This is a genomic window from Paraburkholderia sp. BR14374 (assembly GCF_040948685.1).
Taxonomy (GTDB): domain Bacteria; phylum Pseudomonadota; class Gammaproteobacteria; order Burkholderiales; family Burkholderiaceae; genus Paraburkholderia; species Paraburkholderia youngii.
On the sequence record NZ_JBFPKF010000001.1, the window covers coordinates 682,387 to 696,190 of the forward strand.

Here is a 13,804-nt window from a genome sequence, read left to right on the forward strand (position 1 = left end):
AAAATTTTTGGGATGGCGAGCACCCACAATCCTTGATCAATCTTCACATTTATCGCAAAAATGGGCATGCGACAGGCGCGACAATGCCATGCGCAAGCCCGTCGCGTCGGCGACGGAGACTGTCAGGAGGCCGGTACAATCAACGTTTTTCCAGCGCGTCGTTCCAGCCATGAAAGTCACCCTGATCCCCGTCACGCCGTTCCAGCAGAACTGCTCGCTGCTCGTATGCGAGACCACCGGGCGCGCGGCCGTCGTCGATCCGGGCGGCGACCTCGACATGATCCAACGCGAAGTCGTGCGGCAGAACGTGACCGTCGAGAAGGTCTTGCTGACACATGGCCACATCGATCATTGCGCCGGCGCGAAGACGCTCGCCACCCACTACGGCGTGCCGATCGAAGGTCCCCATCCCGACGAACGCTTCTGGCTCGACAAGCTGCCGGATCAAAGCACGCGCTTCGGCTTCCCCGCGCCTGATGCCTTCGAGCCGGACCGCTGGCTACAAGACGGCGACACCGTGCAGTTCGGCGACGAAACCTTCGAGGTGTACCACTGCCCCGGCCACACACCGGGCCACGTGGTCTTCTTCAGCCGGGCGCACCGGCTTGCGCTAGTCGGCGACGTGCTGTTCGCGGGCTCGATCGGCCGCACGGATTTCCCGCGCGGCAACCACGCGGACCTGGTCCGCTCGATCCGCGACAAACTCTGGCCGCTCGGCGACGACATCACGTTCGTGCCGGGCCACGGCCCGACCTCGACGTTCGGCGCCGAGCGCCGCACGAATCCCTATGTCGCCGACGGAGTGGGCGCATGAGCAGCGAAATCTATGTCAGTACCGACGTCGAAGCGGACGGCCCGATCCCTGGCCCGCATTCGATGCTGAGCTTCGCATCCGCCGCATACACCGAGGACAAGCAGTTGATCGCGACGTTCTCGGCGAATCTCGAACTACTCGAAGGCGCGGCGCCGCATCCAGTGCAAGAAGCGTGGTGGAAGACCCAGCCGGAGGCATGGGCGGCCTGCCGTCAGGACTTGCAGAAACCCGAGGCCGCCCTGGGCGCCTATGTCGACTGGGTCGAGGCGCTGCCGGGCAAGCCGGTGTTTGTCGCGATGCCGGCCGGCTTCGACTTCACCTATATGTTCTGGTACATGATGCGCTTCGTCGGCCGCTGCCCGTTCTCGTGGTCGGCGCTCGATATCAAGACGCTCGCGTTTGCGATGACCGGCCTGCCGTACCGCAAGAACATCAAGCCGCGCTTTCCGAAACATTGGTTCGACGAGCATCCGCACACGCACGTCGCGCTCGACGACGCAATCGAGCAGGGTGCCCTCTTTTGCAACATGCTGAAGGACTTGCGCGCGCGTCAGCCCGAGTTGCCGGGGGACGGCAAGGATGATGGGGACGGCTCAGGGCAAAACGCCGCTCCGGACCCGGTAAATTAGGCAATCTCGCTCGCGAGAGCCGTTTTACATTGCGTTTCGTTTTCGCGCCCTCTACCATTCGTTGATACGGCGACGCTAACGGAGGCGCAGTTGACACTCGATACGTTCTCACAGAAGATCCTGCGCCTGCTGCAGCTCGACGCACGCCGTTCCGTGCAGGAAATCTCCGACCAGGTCGGGTTGTCGAGCACGCCGTGCTGGCGGCGCATCAAGGATATGGAACAGTCGGGCGTGATCCAGCGCTACACGGCGCTGCTCGATCGCGAAAAGCTCGGCTTGCACGTGTGCGCGCTCGCGCATATCCATCTGACGCGTCACACCGAAGGCGGCGTCGAGCAGTTCGAGCGGGAAATCGCTACCTGCCCCGAAGTGACCGAGTGCTACAGCACGACGGGTGAATCCGATTACATCCTGAAGATCGTCGCGCCCGACATCAAGGCGTACGACAGCTTCCTGCACGAACGCATTTTCAAGATTCCGGCCGTCGCGCAGGTGCGCACGAGCGTGGTGCTACGCGAAATCAAGTTCGATACGCAGTTGCCGTTGTGACGGATGCCGCCGCCGCGGGCGGCATGGAAGTTCGCGGTTTCGGGCGTCCGAAACTGACCAAACTCAGGTGGCGTTGTGAGGCTCGGTGGCGGTTGACCGACCGGCGGCAGCGGTGCCGGTCTTGAGCTCCGCCGCCGAACCGCCTTGCGCGGCCGAGATATCCCGTTGCAGCAGCACGTCGAGCTTGCGTGCGCCGAGACGACGCTTGAGCTCCGTCAGATCGACGCGGCCAAGCGACTGCGCCTCGCTATCCAGCAAACGAGCGACTTCGGCACCCTCCGCAGCACGCCCTTCAGCAGACCCCGCCGCCGGCAACACCACCTCCACGTCGAGCCCGGTGCTCAGGTAGTGCAGATTCACCGCAGCGGCCCGCAAGCCACCGGCAGCCAGCGCTTCGTCGACCTCGGCAGTCACGCGCTCGCGCGACGGCAGATCGACCGGTGGATGCGCGAGCGCGTCGTTTTCCGGGTCAACGTGAATCAGCGCGTCGAGCACGCGCTTGTCGGTCAGCACACGCAGACGCGCCGACTCCGCGATGTAATGGCCTTCGGACACCGAAATCATCGGATCGACGAGGATATGCGCGTCGACGAGCGCGAAATCGCCCGTCTTGCGCGTGCGCATTTCGTGCACGTCACGCACGCCCGGGGTGGACATCAGCAGCGCGCGCATGTCGGCAGCGGCGGTTTCGTCGAGCGCACGGTCCGACAGATCCTGCAACGCGTCCCAACCGAAGGTCCAGCCCATGCGCGCGACCATGAAGCCGACGATAGCCGCCGCGATCGGGTCGAGCAACCGCAGGCCGGCGAGACTGCCGACCACGCCGATCCCCACCACCAGAGACGACGCCGCGTCCGAGCGGGCGTGCCATGCGTTCGCGATCAGCATCGCGGAACGCACCCGGTTCGCCTCGTGCAGCATGTAGCGAAACAGCGCTTCCTTCGAGACCAGTACGAGCGCCGCGACCGCGAGCGCGCTCATATGCACGGCGGGAATATTTTGTAGATCGGCGAGCCGCGTACCGGCGCGCCACAACATACCGACGCCGACCGAGATCAGCAGCGCGCCGAGAAATAACGACGCCACCGTCTCATAACGGCTATGTCCGTAATTGTGATCGGCGTCGGGTTTTGCCCCGCTATGCCGATTGGCAATCAGCACGACAAAATCGGAAATGAGATCGGCAAGCGAATGGACACCGTCGGCAACCAGCGCCTGCGAGTGCGCGATCGTACCGATGATGATTTGCAGCGTCATCAATACGGTATTGACCGCAATACTCGCAAAGGTACTCTTGCGGGCAACGCGTTGTTTCTCGGCGGTTTGGGCGATCGCGGCGGACGGCATGCTGAAAAGGCGGAAAGGTCAGTTGTTGCTATTGTACCCGCCACGACTCGCCTGTGCAGGGACGGCCGCGAAAAAAACCTTTTTAAATCAGTCGCTTATCTAAACGAAAAGCATTCGCGTTCCAGCTACCTGAAGTGCATGCGACAGAAACCCGGCGCCGCAAATGACAAAACCGCGCCCTGAACGGTGCGCGGCTTTTTGAGATTCTGCAGCAGGCTATAAACGCGGTGGATCGCCAGTATTCGCATTACGTGCACGCAACGGTTACCATCCGCCGCATCGCGATTACTTCTGGATCAGAAACTTTTCGCGATCAAGACCGGCGATCCAGCGCGGCGGCTTGCCGCGACCGGACCACGTGCTGCCGCTTTCAGGATCACGATATTTAGGCGCGACGCCTGCGCGCGGCCGGCTCGCTTTAGCGCCCTTCGGTGCGCGGCCGCCGCCGAGTTCGCTCAGCGAAATGCCGTAGTCGGCCATTTTCTGCTTGATTTCATTCAAGACTTCCGCGTATTCGCGCGACTTCGCTTCTTCAATCTGCTTTTCGAGCTTCTCGCGCTGCGCGAGTAGTTCCTTGTAAGAAGACATAGGTTCCCTTGTGGTATGGATAAATGACGCCGGTCTTTTGCCGACTCGCCTTTGAAGGTTTCATGCCTCGGAATTTGATGGCGAGATTAACACAAAATAGAAAGGCTGGATAAGCACCCGGAAAAAATTAATTTAAACTCGTTTCAAAAAGTTTCTTGCGTCGCTTCTGGGTCGGACCACGCCTTTCAAATAGGTGATTTCGCACTTCGCTGAAAAATTCCGCCAGTCTGCATATTGATCCGATTTAACTATCAGAAAATGAGACTTGAGCCGTCTATTGCGCATCAAACATTTCACGGCATGAAAGCTTTGACTCGGATAAGCACGCACTTGTGATACAGGCGTCCGTTCGTCGCGACTGGCACACGCTTGTTTTTCCGATGAACGATAAATCCTTAATCCGCATGCCGCTCGATGCAGACTTCGAGCGCCGCGTGCAATGTTCCGGTATCGGACCGCGCGTCATCGAATGCGAAGCGGCGGCGCACACCGTTGCGTTTCAGATCGGCGCCATAACGATCGACGCCCAGCAATTCGACGCCGCCCGCGCCACTAAACCGGCGACCGAACTCCGCTATCAGCGCGTCCTCGTCGCTGGCGGCAAGCGGTGGCAGCGGATCGAGTTGCGCGCCGTCGAGCCAGCCCATCGCGCCGAAGCCGCCGATGTAGCGCAGCCGCTCGATCTCCATGATCCAGAACGTGAAATCGCCCAACGCCAGATAGCGCTCCGCGTCCGGGTGATAGCGCAGGTAGCGCCGCACCAGTTCCGGGTTCAAGTCGACCGGCTTGAAGCGGCCGAGCAGCGTGACGCGCTGGCTGCCCAGCACGTCGCCATCGGGTGCGTCGACGGCCAGGAAACCGGCGCGCGGATCGGCGTGCAGGTTGTGCGTGTGCTCCGCGAGCCGGCTCACGAGGATCGTCGGACGATGCCGTGCGTCCGGCGCGAACGGCAGCACCGACGGATACGGAAAGCCCTCGGGCTGGCGAGCGTGCGTGGCGAGCGTGCCGACCGCAGCCGTGTGCAGTAGATGCAGCGGAGCGTGAGCGGGAATGTTCAACTGAGCGTTCCTCGGGTGAATTTGGAATGAACGGGAGAGCGGTGAGCGGCACAAAAGCCGTCACGCGCAGCAATGCAAAAAGCAACAGCGGCGCACCAAAGCATGACGTGCAGCAATCCGCTTCGTTGCATCTCCAGCCCATCAATCGTATGCGTCCGGTCTCACGGCTCCAAGCGTTAGCCACCACGCTTCGATAAAATCGGAGATCCGCTTTCAATGCGCTTTCTCGCGCCCTCCGCCTCGAGACCTCCGTGCCCGATCACCACGCCTCCGAATTCGCCGTCCTTCCCGCCGCCCATCGCAACTTGTCCGTCACCGCACGGCAACGCGCACGGATCGCCACGATGGCGCTGTTTTTCATCGCCGGCATGATGTACGCGTCGTGGGGCGTGCACGTGCCGACAGTGCGCGACCGCTTCCATCTGAATCCGGCGATGCTGTCGTTCGCGTTGTTCGCGGTGGCGGGCGGATCGATCGGCGCGATGGTGACCAATGCGTCGTGGATCGCGCGGGTCGGCACGCGCCGGGCCTGCCTGGCCGGCGGCCTCGCGATGGCCGCCTGCGCGGCGCTGATTCTGACCGTGCCCGCGTACTGGATTCTGCTGGTCGTGCTGGCCGTCTTCGGCGCCGGCATGGCCACGCTCGACGTCGCGATGAACGCCGAAGCGAGCGCCGTCGAAAAGGCGCTCGCCAAGCCGATCATGTCCTCGCTGCACGGCATGTTCAGTCTTGGCGGCATGTTCGGCGCAGCGGTCGGTGGGGCGCTGCTGTCGCGTGGCATGGCGCCGGCCCTGCATCTCGCACTCGCCGCGGCGACCAGCGCGCTCGTGCTGGTGCTCGCCTGCCCGTCGGTGTTGCCGCACGTGCCGCACGCCGAGCATCCCGATGCCGCGACGCCGCGCGCGAGCCGCTGGCGCTCGCCGGCGCTGTGGGCGCTCGGCACGATGGCGCTGGTCGCGCTGATCGCCGAAGGCGCGATGTACGACTGGGCCACGGTCTATATGCGCGATGTCGTGCTCTCGACGCCCGCGCTCGCCAGCGCCGCCTACGCGGCGTTTTCGGGCGGCATGGCAGTCGCGCGTTTTGCCGGCGACGCGGTGCGCGCCCGCTTCGGCGCACCGCAGCTCGTGATGATCAGCGCGGCGCTCGCCTGCGCGGGGATGGTCGACGCGCTGCTGCTGCCGAATCCGGTGGCAGCGCTCGCCGGCTTTGCGCTGATCGGCCTGGGCCTCGCGAACATGATGCCGGTGCTGTTCGCGGCGGCGGCGAGCGTGAAGGGCATCCACGCGGCCGAAGGGCTCGCGCACGTCGCGGGGCTGGCCTATTTCGGCTTGCTGCTCGGACCGGTGATCATCGGCGCCGTCGCGCAGGTGACCAATCTGACGATCGGACTGTCGGTCGTCGCGGTGTGCGCCGCGATGATCGCGTTCGCCGGGCCGAAGGTGCTGCGGCGTTTGAAGATCTGACAGGAGCGGTGAACAAAAGAAAAGACACGCAAGCCTCGCGGCCCACGTGCCTCTCAAGCTGCGAATCGAAGTGCGGCGCGACGCCGCCTTCGATCACACCGAATTTACATCTTCACGACGTCGAGCAGCGTCTTCTTGCCTTGCTTGTAGTTGTACAGCGAGATCACGCCGTGCTGCAGGTCGCCCTTCGAGTCGAACGTCGTTTCGCCGATCACGCCCTTGTAGTCGGTCGCCGGCATCGCTGCCAGAATCTTCGCCGGTTCGGTCGAGTTGGCGCGCTTCATCGCGTCGACGATGATGTACACAGCGTCATACGTGAACGGCGCGTAAATCTGGATCGGCTGGCCGAAGCGCTTCTCGTACTTCGTTTCGAACGCCTTGCCGCCTGCCATCTTTTCGAGCGCCATGCCGGCTTCCGAGCAGACGATGTTGTCGGTTGCGTCGCCGGCCAGGTCCGACAGCTTGTCGGTACACACGCCGTCACCTGCCAGCACCTTCGCGCGCAGGCCGAGCTGCTTTGCCTGCTTGGCGAACGGGCCGCCGGTTGCGTCCATGCCGCCGTACATGATCGCGTCGGGGTTTTCACCCTTGATCTTGGTCAGAATCGCGCGGAAGTCGACGGCCTTGTCGTTCGTCGCGTCGTGCGATACGACGTTCAGACCGAGCGCCTTCGCCGTCTTCTCGAACTCGTTCGCGAGACCCTGCCCGTAAGCGGTCGAGTCGTCGACGATCGCGACGCTCTTCACCTTCATGCCCTTCGCCGCGTAGTTCGCGAGTGCCGGGCCTTGCTGAGCGTCGGTCGCGACGACGCGGTAGGTCGTCTTGAAGCCTTGCTGGGTGTAGGCCGGGTTCGTTGCCGACGGCGAGATCTGCACGATGCCCGAATCGCTATAGATCTTCGATGCCGGGATCGAGGTGCCCGAATTCAGGTGGCCGACCACGGCGACGACCTTGTCGTCGACGAGCTTCTGCGCAACCTGCGTAGCCGTCCGGGGGTCAGCCGCGTCGTCTTGCGCGTCGAGTTGCAGCGTGACCTTCTGGCCGCCGATCGTCAGACCCTTCGCGTTGATTTCCTCAACGGCCAGGCGCGCGCCGTTCTCGTTGTCCTTACCCAGGTGAGCGATACCGCCAGTCAACGGCGCAACGTGACCGATCTTGATGACCGTGTCGGCCGCGGCCGATGTTGCCAACGTCGCGAACAGCAGAGCGGCAGCGCTGATCGGCAACAGCTTTTGAATTTTGATGCTCATGTAAGTCTCCAGTTTCGGTCAAAACAACGTAATCGCCCTGTGCCCCGCTTCCCCTACACGTGTCGCTCAGTCCCGTGGACGACCACGCCGGTTGCATCGTTCATGCACTTGGCCAGTACGTTTACCGGACTGTTTGTGACAGTTGGCAAACCGTACTTGCGCGCAAGTGTAGGCCAACAAATTAATTTGCGGGAGTTTTTTGAGAAAGTGGGAACAACACTAATAGCGCAGTTCCTGCGCGAGCCGCTCGCGGCTTGGGCGATCGAGCCGGAAAGCCCCATCCCATGCGGGTTTCCGCTAATTGAGAAGTTTCTCCGCGGGCGCGGATTTAGTCTTTTTCCGGCTTCTGTCACATAAGATTCGAAGGGTTTTTCAACTCAAAAATGTGGCGTGCCGCACAAGAATGTGACAGCGGTAAAAGACTTAAATCAACCTTAAATCGACCACGCAATCAACGCATGAACCCGGCGATTCGCGCGGAGGCCGCCTGCCATTCCTGCTCGAGCTGCGCCATCAGTTCAGCCGCGCCGATTGCTTCGGCGCGCGTGCGCCCGAGCGGCGCACCCTGCCCCGCCCACAGCGACAGGTAGTCGCCGTTCTGCGCGCGCGCCGCGTGTTGCCGCAGCTCCTGCGTCAACGCGTTTTGCACCGGATACGGCGCGACGCTTTCCGCCGATTCGCGCAAACGTTGCATCAACGGATTGCGGATGCCGCGCGCGTGACGGCCCGTGATCGCGCGCGTCACCGTGGTCGACGTATCGGACGTGCCGCGCACGCGGGTTTTCCATACCTCGGGAATCGCGCTCTCGAGGGTGGTCAGAAATGCGGTGCCCATCACCGCGGCTTGCGCGCCCAGCGCGAGTGCCGCGACGATGCCGCGACCGTCCATGATGCCGCCGGCCGCGAGCACCGGCAGCCCGCTCGCGTCGACCAGTTGCGGCACGAGCGCCATCGTGCCGACCAGCGCATCTTCGAATGCGCCGATGAACGTGCCGCGATGCGCGCCTGCCTCCGCGCCTTGCGCGACGATCGCATCGGCACCCGCATCGCGCCACGCGATGCCCTCGGCAACATGCGTCGCAGTCCCAACTACATAGCTGCCGCCCGCATGCAAACGCTCGACGTCGGTCGCCGAAAGCAGTCCGAACGTGAAGCCGGCGACCGGCACACGCAAGTCGATCAGCGCCTCCAGTTGCGCGCGAAAGTCAGGCGCATAGTGTGCGAGCGGCTGGCCCGGCGGCAAACCGAGCTCGGCACGCAGCGGATCGATCGCGTCGAGCGCGCGACGCACGGTCGCTTCATCGGGCGAGACGGGATCGAGCACGAACAGATTCACGCCGAACGGGCGATCGGTCAGCGCGCGAATCGCCGCGACCTCGCTCGCGATCTTCTCGGGTGCGAGCGCCGCGCCCGCGAGAAAACCAAGCCCGCCCGCATTCGATACCGCCGCGACGAGCGCCGGCGTCGTCGCGCCGCCGGCCATCGGCGCCTGCACGACGGGTATCCGCAGCTGGAAGCGCTCGCCAAACGGCGTCACAAAACTGCCTTCGTTCATGTTCGTTTCCTTTCCGGCGTAAAGCCGCCGATGTGCTCATCCATGCGCTCGCCAAGATGTCGCGAGATGCGCTGACGCGCGCGAGCCATTACGCGCTGACTGTACCCGTCCGCGCCATCGCGGAGAAATGAATAATCGAGATCGTTTCAATCGCCTTACGAGAATCGAAGCGCGCCGCATTGCCCGCGAGGCCCCGTCCCGCCTCGCTGCAAGCCGGTTCTTTTGATGGCAAACTAACCGCCCGTTGCAGGCCGCGTGGCCTTGAGCGTTTCGTACACACCGACCTCGCGCGGCGTTCGCGCGAGTCAATGGAGAACAGCATGAGCACGACTTCCCGATGGATCGACATCCCGGCCGGCAACGACACTTTCGGCGGCTATCTCGCGCTGCCGAAGGGCGGCAAGGGACCGGCCGTCATCATCATTCAGGAAATCTTCGGCGTGAACAGCCATATCCGCTCGGTCGCCGATCAGTACGCGCAGGACGGCTACGTCGCGCTTGCCCCGGACGTGTTCTGGCGCGTGCAGCCGCGCGTCGAGTTGACGTACGAGGGCAAGGATCGCGAAAAGGGCATCGAGCTGATGCAGAAGACCAAGGTCGACGACGCGGTCGCCGACATCGGCGCCGCCGCGGCCGCCTTGCGCGCGCTGCCGGAAGTGACCGGCAAGGTCGCGGCGATCGGCTACTGCTTCGGCGGCCGTCTCGCCTACCTGGCCGCAGCGGCCGGTTCGGTCGACGCCGCAGTCGCCTACTACGGCGGCGGCATCCACAACCATCTCGACAAGGCCGCGAACGTCAAGGTGCCGATGCAGTTCCACTACGGCGAGCTCGACGCGCATATTCTGCCGTCGGACATCGGCCAGATTCAGGAGCGCTTCGCTGGTCGTGCCGACGTGCAATTCAACATCTACCCGAACGCGGATCATGGCTTCAACTGCTCGGATCGTGCGTCGTACAACCAGCACGCGTCGGCGTTGGCGCATGGCCGCACGCTGACGTTCCTCGGCGAGCGGATGTAATTCGCGGAGCTCACGCATATAGAGTGAGCATCCGGATTCAACATCAGTCACGTCGGCGCTCAACTCAGGTACTCTGTGAAAGACGGCGTGTCGGCCGACACGCCGTCTTTCACATGCGCGACGCCCGGGCGGAGCAACGCGAAATCGAGCGAAACGACGCCGTCGCGCGTGCATGGCCGGCCGCGAATTCGACGCAGCATGCCAACCGACCGCGAGGGCTCAAACGACGTGCTATCAGACTATCTCGCTCATGACGCCATCGGCCTCGCCGAACTCGTGCGCACACGCCAGGTTAGCGCGCGCGAACTGATCGACGTCGCGATCTCGCGCACCGAGGCGGTCAATCCCGCGATCAACGCAGTCGTTCTGAAGGACTACGATGCGGCCCGCCAGCGCGCGTCGCGCGACGACGCAAATCGCTCGAATAGCGCCCACGGCGTGAACGGAACGGACAACTCCTCCGCCCACGCCGCGCTCGCCGGCGTGCCGTTCCTGATCAAGGATCTCGGCGCGCCCGTGGCGGGACTGCGCATGGCCATGGGCAGCCGCCACTACCGCCACTTCATTCCGACGCAGGACGCGCCGGTCGTCGCGCTCGCGAAAGCGGCGGGTCTGAACATCTTCGCGAAGACCAGCACCTCCGAGCTCGGCCAGATGCCTTATACGGAGCCCGAACTATTCGGCGCGTGCCGCAACCCGTGGAATCTCGATCACACGCCGGGCGGTTCGAGCGGCGGCGCGGCGGCGGCGGTCGCCGCCGGCGTGGTGCCGCTCGCGCATGCGTCGGACGGCGGCGGCTCGATCCGAATTCCGGCGTCATGCTGCGGACTGTTCGGCCTGAAGCCGTCGCGCGGTCGCGTGCCGCGCGCGGCGCAGGCCAGTGCCGGCGAACTCGGCATCGATCACGCCGTCTCGCGCAGCGTGCGCGACAGCGCATTGCTGCTCGACCTGCTGGCGGGCAACGCCGAGCGGCCGGCCGGCGCGCCCGGCACTTTTCTCGGCGCGACGCGCGAGCCATGCAAGCCGCTGACGATCGCCTACGTGACCGAGCCGATGCTCGCGCCGTCGTTATCGGCCGATGCGCGCGCCGCGCTCGACGACGCCGCGCAACTCGCGAGCTCACTCGGCCATCGTCTGGAGCCGGTGTCGCTCGGCGTCGATTTCGCGGCGGTCCGTCATGCTTTCCTGACGCTGTGGTCGGTGACCGCCGAAGACCTCGTGCTGAACGCGGAGCGCATCACCGGCCACAGGCCGACGCGCGGCGAGTTCGAAATTTCGACGTGGGCGATGGCGCACGTCGGCCGCAAGATCGGCGAGCAGGGTTTGCCGGCCGCGCTCGACGAACAGCGCCGCATCACCGCGCGTCTGACCGATCTGCTGAACCGCTATGACGTGCTGTTGTGCGCGACGCTGGCGTCCGCGCCGATCAAGATCGGCGAGATGCGGCCGAGTTCCGTCGAGCGCATGCAGATGCGCGCGGTCACCACGATGCCGCTGGAACGATTGATGAAGAGACTGCTGTTCGAAGCCTCGAACAAGGCATTCGCGTGGGCCGGCTGCACGGAGCTGTTCAATCTGAGTGGCCAGCCGGCGATGTCGGTGCCCTTGTACTGGAACGCGCGCGGGCTGCCGATCGGCGTGCAGTTCGCCGCGCGTGTCGGCGGCGAGGCGACGCTGTTCAGACTCGCCGCGCAACTCGAGGCGGCACGGCCGTGGTTCGACAGGCGCCCACCATTGATGAAAGCGCGGCGCTAAGAAATCCAGCGGCCGGCTGCAATCCGCATCTGGCGCAAAACGCCACGATGCACGCAGTGGCGGGATGCGCCGCGATGTCGCCGCGCATCCCGCGCAAAGGCTGCTAGCACATCATACGCAGGCTCGATCAGGCCTTCTTGTTATAAGCGCTGCACCAGCCGGTGGCCGCGACCTGTTTGCCCGCGAACATCGGGCAGCCGCCGTAGGCATCGCCCGCCTTGCCCTGGAAGAAGCTGCAGTTGCTGCATTGCTGGCCAGGCGCGAATTTGGCGAATTTCGCCTTGTCGACCTTGCTCGCGTCCGCCTTGTAGCCAAGCGCCTGCGCGGTCGGATCGGTTTCGGAGACTTTCGGCGCGTCGGCGAACGCCTGGCGCGACAGTGCGAGTGTCGATGCCACACCGATGCTGGTGATCAAAAACGTACGACGGGAAGATCTCATGGGGACTCACTCCATTTATATTGGAATCAACGCCGTTCTGATGACAGCGTTCGCCAAGCATAGCAACGAAGCCGTCTCCGGTGATATTCCAAATGCTGGAGATAAGCGGATCGGTACGGTGTAATCGCGGGCTTACGCGCGCCCCGCCAGCTCGCAGACCCGCTGCGCGATCGGCAGTGATGCCGTCAGACCCGGCGACTCGATGCCAAACAGATTGACGAGCCCGCGCACACCATGCGCGGCCGGCCCCTGAATTACGAAATCGGCGGCGGGTTCACCAGGACCTGAAAGCTTCGGACGAATGCCCGCGTAAGCCGGCTGCAACGCGTTATCGGGCAAGGCCGGCCAGTACGCGCGAATCGCCGCATAAAACGACTCCGCGCGGCGCGGATCGACGTCGTAATTGATCGCGTCGACCCACTCGACGTCGGGACCGAAACGCGCCTGGCCGCCGAGATCGAGCGTCAGGTGCACGCCCAGGCCGGCCTCGTTCGGCATCGGATAGATCAGGCGGTTGAACGGCGCGCGTCCCGAGATGCTGAAGTAATTGCCGCGGGCGAAGTAAAGCGGCGGCACGTGGCGCGGGTCGAGCCCGCGAATCTTGCGCGCGAGCGCGTTCGCATGCAGACCCGCGCTGTTAATCACGCAGGCGGCACTGATCGTGGTGGGCGCCGCACCGCCGACCGCGATCGTGAAGCGGCCGTTGTGAGCCTCGATCGCCTCGACCGGCGCATGAAACGCGTACACGGCGCCGTCACGCTCGGCATCGCCTTGCAGCGCGAGCATGTACTGATGACTATCGACGATCCCCGTCTGCGGCGAAAACACCGCCTCCACGCATTCGAGCGCTGGTTCGAGCGCCTGCGCCTGGTCGCCGGTGATGCGCATCAGGTCGAGCACGCCGTTGTCGCGCCCTTTGGCCATAATGCTTTCGAGCTGCGGAATCTGGTTGCGCGACGTCGCGACGAGCAGTTTGCCGCAGCGCGAATGCGGCACGTTGCGCTCGGCGCAGTAGTCATACAGCATTTCGCGGCCGCGCACGCACAGCGTGGCCTTCAGCGATCCGCGCGGATAGTAGATGCCCGCGTGAATCACTTCGCTGTTGCGTGAACTCGTGCCCACGCCGATCGCGTCGGCGGCCTCCAGCACGATCACTTCGCGCCCGCGCGCCGCCAGAGCGCGCGCCGTCGCGAGGCCGATCACGCCGGCACCGATCACTACACATTCGATCTGATCCATATCCGTTGACGCGGCGCATCGCACCGCGCGCTGCCTCGTTCAGCCGATGGAAGGAAGACAGGAACGGCATCTCGCCGCCGCGTTCCGTTCATTGTC

13 protein-coding genes are annotated in these 13,804 nt (G+C 64.1%); 6 read left to right on the forward strand and 7 right to left on the reverse strand.

Features of this window, described 5'->3' with window-relative positions; genetic code table 11:
• The first annotated feature begins 169 nt into the window (after positions 1 to 169).
• The 3 genes from AB3X86_RS03100 to AB3X86_RS03110 all read left to right on the forward strand — a co-directional run bounded on the left by AB3X86_RS03100 (position 170) and on the right by AB3X86_RS03110 (position 1,992).
• Positions 170 to 814, forward strand: a complete 645-nt coding sequence (locus AB3X86_RS03100; RefSeq protein WP_368594876.1) for an MBL fold metallo-hydrolase — start codon at positions 170 to 172, stop codon at positions 812 to 814.
• Positions 811 to 1,443 carry an exonuclease gene (locus AB3X86_RS03105; protein ID WP_368594877.1) on the forward strand — a complete coding sequence of 211 codons (633 nt, stop codon included), beginning with the start codon at positions 811 to 813 and terminating at the stop codon, positions 1,441 to 1,443. Before AB3X86_RS03100 ends, AB3X86_RS03105 begins: the two co-directional genes overlap by 4 nt.
• 90 nt (positions 1,444 to 1,533) lie before the next feature.
• Positions 1,534 to 1,992 (forward strand): Lrp/AsnC family transcriptional regulator, encoded by a 459-nt coding sequence (locus AB3X86_RS03110; protein WP_012431468.1) that lies wholly within the window; start codon positions 1,534 to 1,536, stop codon positions 1,990 to 1,992.
• Between the two features lie 63 nt (positions 1,993 to 2,055).
• Here AB3X86_RS03110 and AB3X86_RS03115 read toward each other — a convergent pair whose 3' ends face one another.
• The 3 genes from AB3X86_RS03115 to AB3X86_RS03125 form a co-directional block, all read right to left on the reverse strand.
• Positions 2,056 to 3,339 (reverse strand): cation diffusion facilitator family transporter, encoded by a 1,284-nt coding sequence (locus AB3X86_RS03115; RefSeq protein WP_368594878.1) that lies wholly within the window; start codon positions 3,337 to 3,339, stop codon positions 2,056 to 2,058.
• A gap of 285 nt (positions 3,340 to 3,624) precedes the next feature.
• Positions 3,625 to 3,927 (reverse strand): H-NS family nucleoid-associated regulatory protein, encoded by a 303-nt coding sequence (locus AB3X86_RS03120; RefSeq protein WP_008921239.1) that lies wholly within the window; start codon positions 3,925 to 3,927, stop codon positions 3,625 to 3,627.
• Between the two features lie 395 nt (positions 3,928 to 4,322).
• Positions 4,323 to 4,985: a HugZ family protein gene (locus tag AB3X86_RS03125; RefSeq protein ID WP_368594879.1), complete on the reverse strand. Its 663-nt coding sequence runs from the start codon at positions 4,983 to 4,985 to the stop codon at positions 4,323 to 4,325.
• A gap of 251 nt (positions 4,986 to 5,236) precedes the next feature.
• On the opposite strand from AB3X86_RS03125, the gene AB3X86_RS03130 reads away from it, so the two are divergent.
• A complete protein-coding gene (locus AB3X86_RS03130) occupies positions 5,237 to 6,451 on the forward strand; it encodes an MFS transporter (RefSeq protein ID WP_368594880.1) in 1,215 nt (404 codons plus the stop codon).
• Positions 6,452 to 6,555: 104 nt separating this feature from the next.
• On the opposite strand, the gene AB3X86_RS03135 is transcribed toward AB3X86_RS03130, so the two are convergent.
• Positions 6,556 to 7,701 (reverse strand): branched-chain amino acid ABC transporter substrate-binding protein, encoded by a 1,146-nt coding sequence (locus tag AB3X86_RS03135; protein WP_018436890.1) that lies wholly within the window; start codon positions 7,699 to 7,701, stop codon positions 6,556 to 6,558.
• 451 nt (positions 7,702 to 8,152) lie between these two features.
• Positions 8,153 to 9,256, reverse strand: a complete 1,104-nt coding sequence (locus AB3X86_RS03140; RefSeq protein ID WP_368594881.1) for an NAD(P)H-dependent flavin oxidoreductase — start codon at positions 9,254 to 9,256, stop codon at positions 8,153 to 8,155.
• Between the two features lie 320 nt (positions 9,257 to 9,576).
• Here AB3X86_RS03140 and AB3X86_RS03145 point away from each other — a divergent pair, with 320 nt between their 5' ends.
• Positions 9,577 to 10,275, forward strand: a complete 699-nt coding sequence (locus AB3X86_RS03145) for a dienelactone hydrolase family protein (protein ID WP_013088117.1) — start codon at positions 9,577 to 9,579, stop codon at positions 10,273 to 10,275.
• Positions 10,276 to 10,473: 198 nt separating this feature from the next.
• On the forward strand, positions 10,474 to 12,030 hold the full coding sequence (locus AB3X86_RS03150) for an amidase (protein WP_368594882.1): 1,557 nt from the start codon (positions 10,474 to 10,476) through the stop codon (positions 12,028 to 12,030).
• Positions 12,031 to 12,157: 127 nt separating this feature from the next.
• Here the strand turns inward: AB3X86_RS03150 and AB3X86_RS03155 are convergent, their stop codons facing one another.
• Both AB3X86_RS03155 and AB3X86_RS03160 read right to left on the reverse strand, forming a co-directional pair.
• Positions 12,158 to 12,469 carry a high-potential iron-sulfur protein gene (locus AB3X86_RS03155; RefSeq protein WP_176109775.1) on the reverse strand — a complete coding sequence of 104 codons (312 nt, stop codon included), beginning with the start codon at positions 12,467 to 12,469 and terminating at the stop codon, positions 12,158 to 12,160.
• Positions 12,470 to 12,601: 132 nt separating this feature from the next.
• Positions 12,602 to 13,708, reverse strand: a complete 1,107-nt coding sequence (locus tag AB3X86_RS03160; RefSeq protein WP_368594883.1) for an NAD(P)/FAD-dependent oxidoreductase — start codon at positions 13,706 to 13,708, stop codon at positions 12,602 to 12,604.
• Positions 13,709 to 13,804: the final 96 nt, after the last annotated feature.

What these genes read in the sequence shown, in the direction of transcription:
- AB3X86_RS03100 (WP_368594876.1), top strand. Translation starts at nt 170, where the DNA reads ATGAAAGTCACCCTGATCCCCGTCACGCCGTTCCAGCAGAACTGCTCG.
- AB3X86_RS03105 (WP_368594877.1), top strand. Translation starts at nt 811, where the DNA reads ATGAGCAGCGAAATCTATGTCAGTACCGACGTCGAAGCGGACGGCCCG.
- AB3X86_RS03115 (WP_368594878.1), bottom strand. Translation starts at nt 3,339, where the DNA reads ATGCCGTCCGCCGCGATCGCCCAAACCGCCGAGAAACAACGCGTTGCC.
- AB3X86_RS03120 (WP_008921239.1), bottom strand. Translation starts at nt 3,927, where the DNA reads ATGTCTTCTTACAAGGAACTACTCGCGCAGCGCGAGAAGCTCGAAAAG.
- AB3X86_RS03135 (WP_018436890.1), bottom strand. Translation starts at nt 7,701, where the DNA reads ATGAGCATCAAAATTCAAAAGCTGTTGCCGATCAGCGCTGCCGCTCTG.
- AB3X86_RS03140 (WP_368594881.1), bottom strand. Translation starts at nt 9,256, where the DNA reads ATGAACGAAGGCAGTTTTGTGACGCCGTTTGGCGAGCGCTTCCAGCTG.
- AB3X86_RS03145 (WP_013088117.1), top strand. Translation starts at nt 9,577, where the DNA reads ATGAGCACGACTTCCCGATGGATCGACATCCCGGCCGGCAACGACACT.
- AB3X86_RS03150 (WP_368594882.1), top strand. Translation starts at nt 10,474, where the DNA reads ATGCCAACCGACCGCGAGGGCTCAAACGACGTGCTATCAGACTATCTC.
- AB3X86_RS03155 (WP_176109775.1), bottom strand. Translation starts at nt 12,469, where the DNA reads ATGAGATCTTCCCGTCGTACGTTTTTGATCACCAGCATCGGTGTGGCA.
- AB3X86_RS03160 (WP_368594883.1), bottom strand. Translation starts at nt 13,708, where the DNA reads ATGGATCAGATCGAATGTGTAGTGATCGGTGCCGGCGTGATCGGCCTC.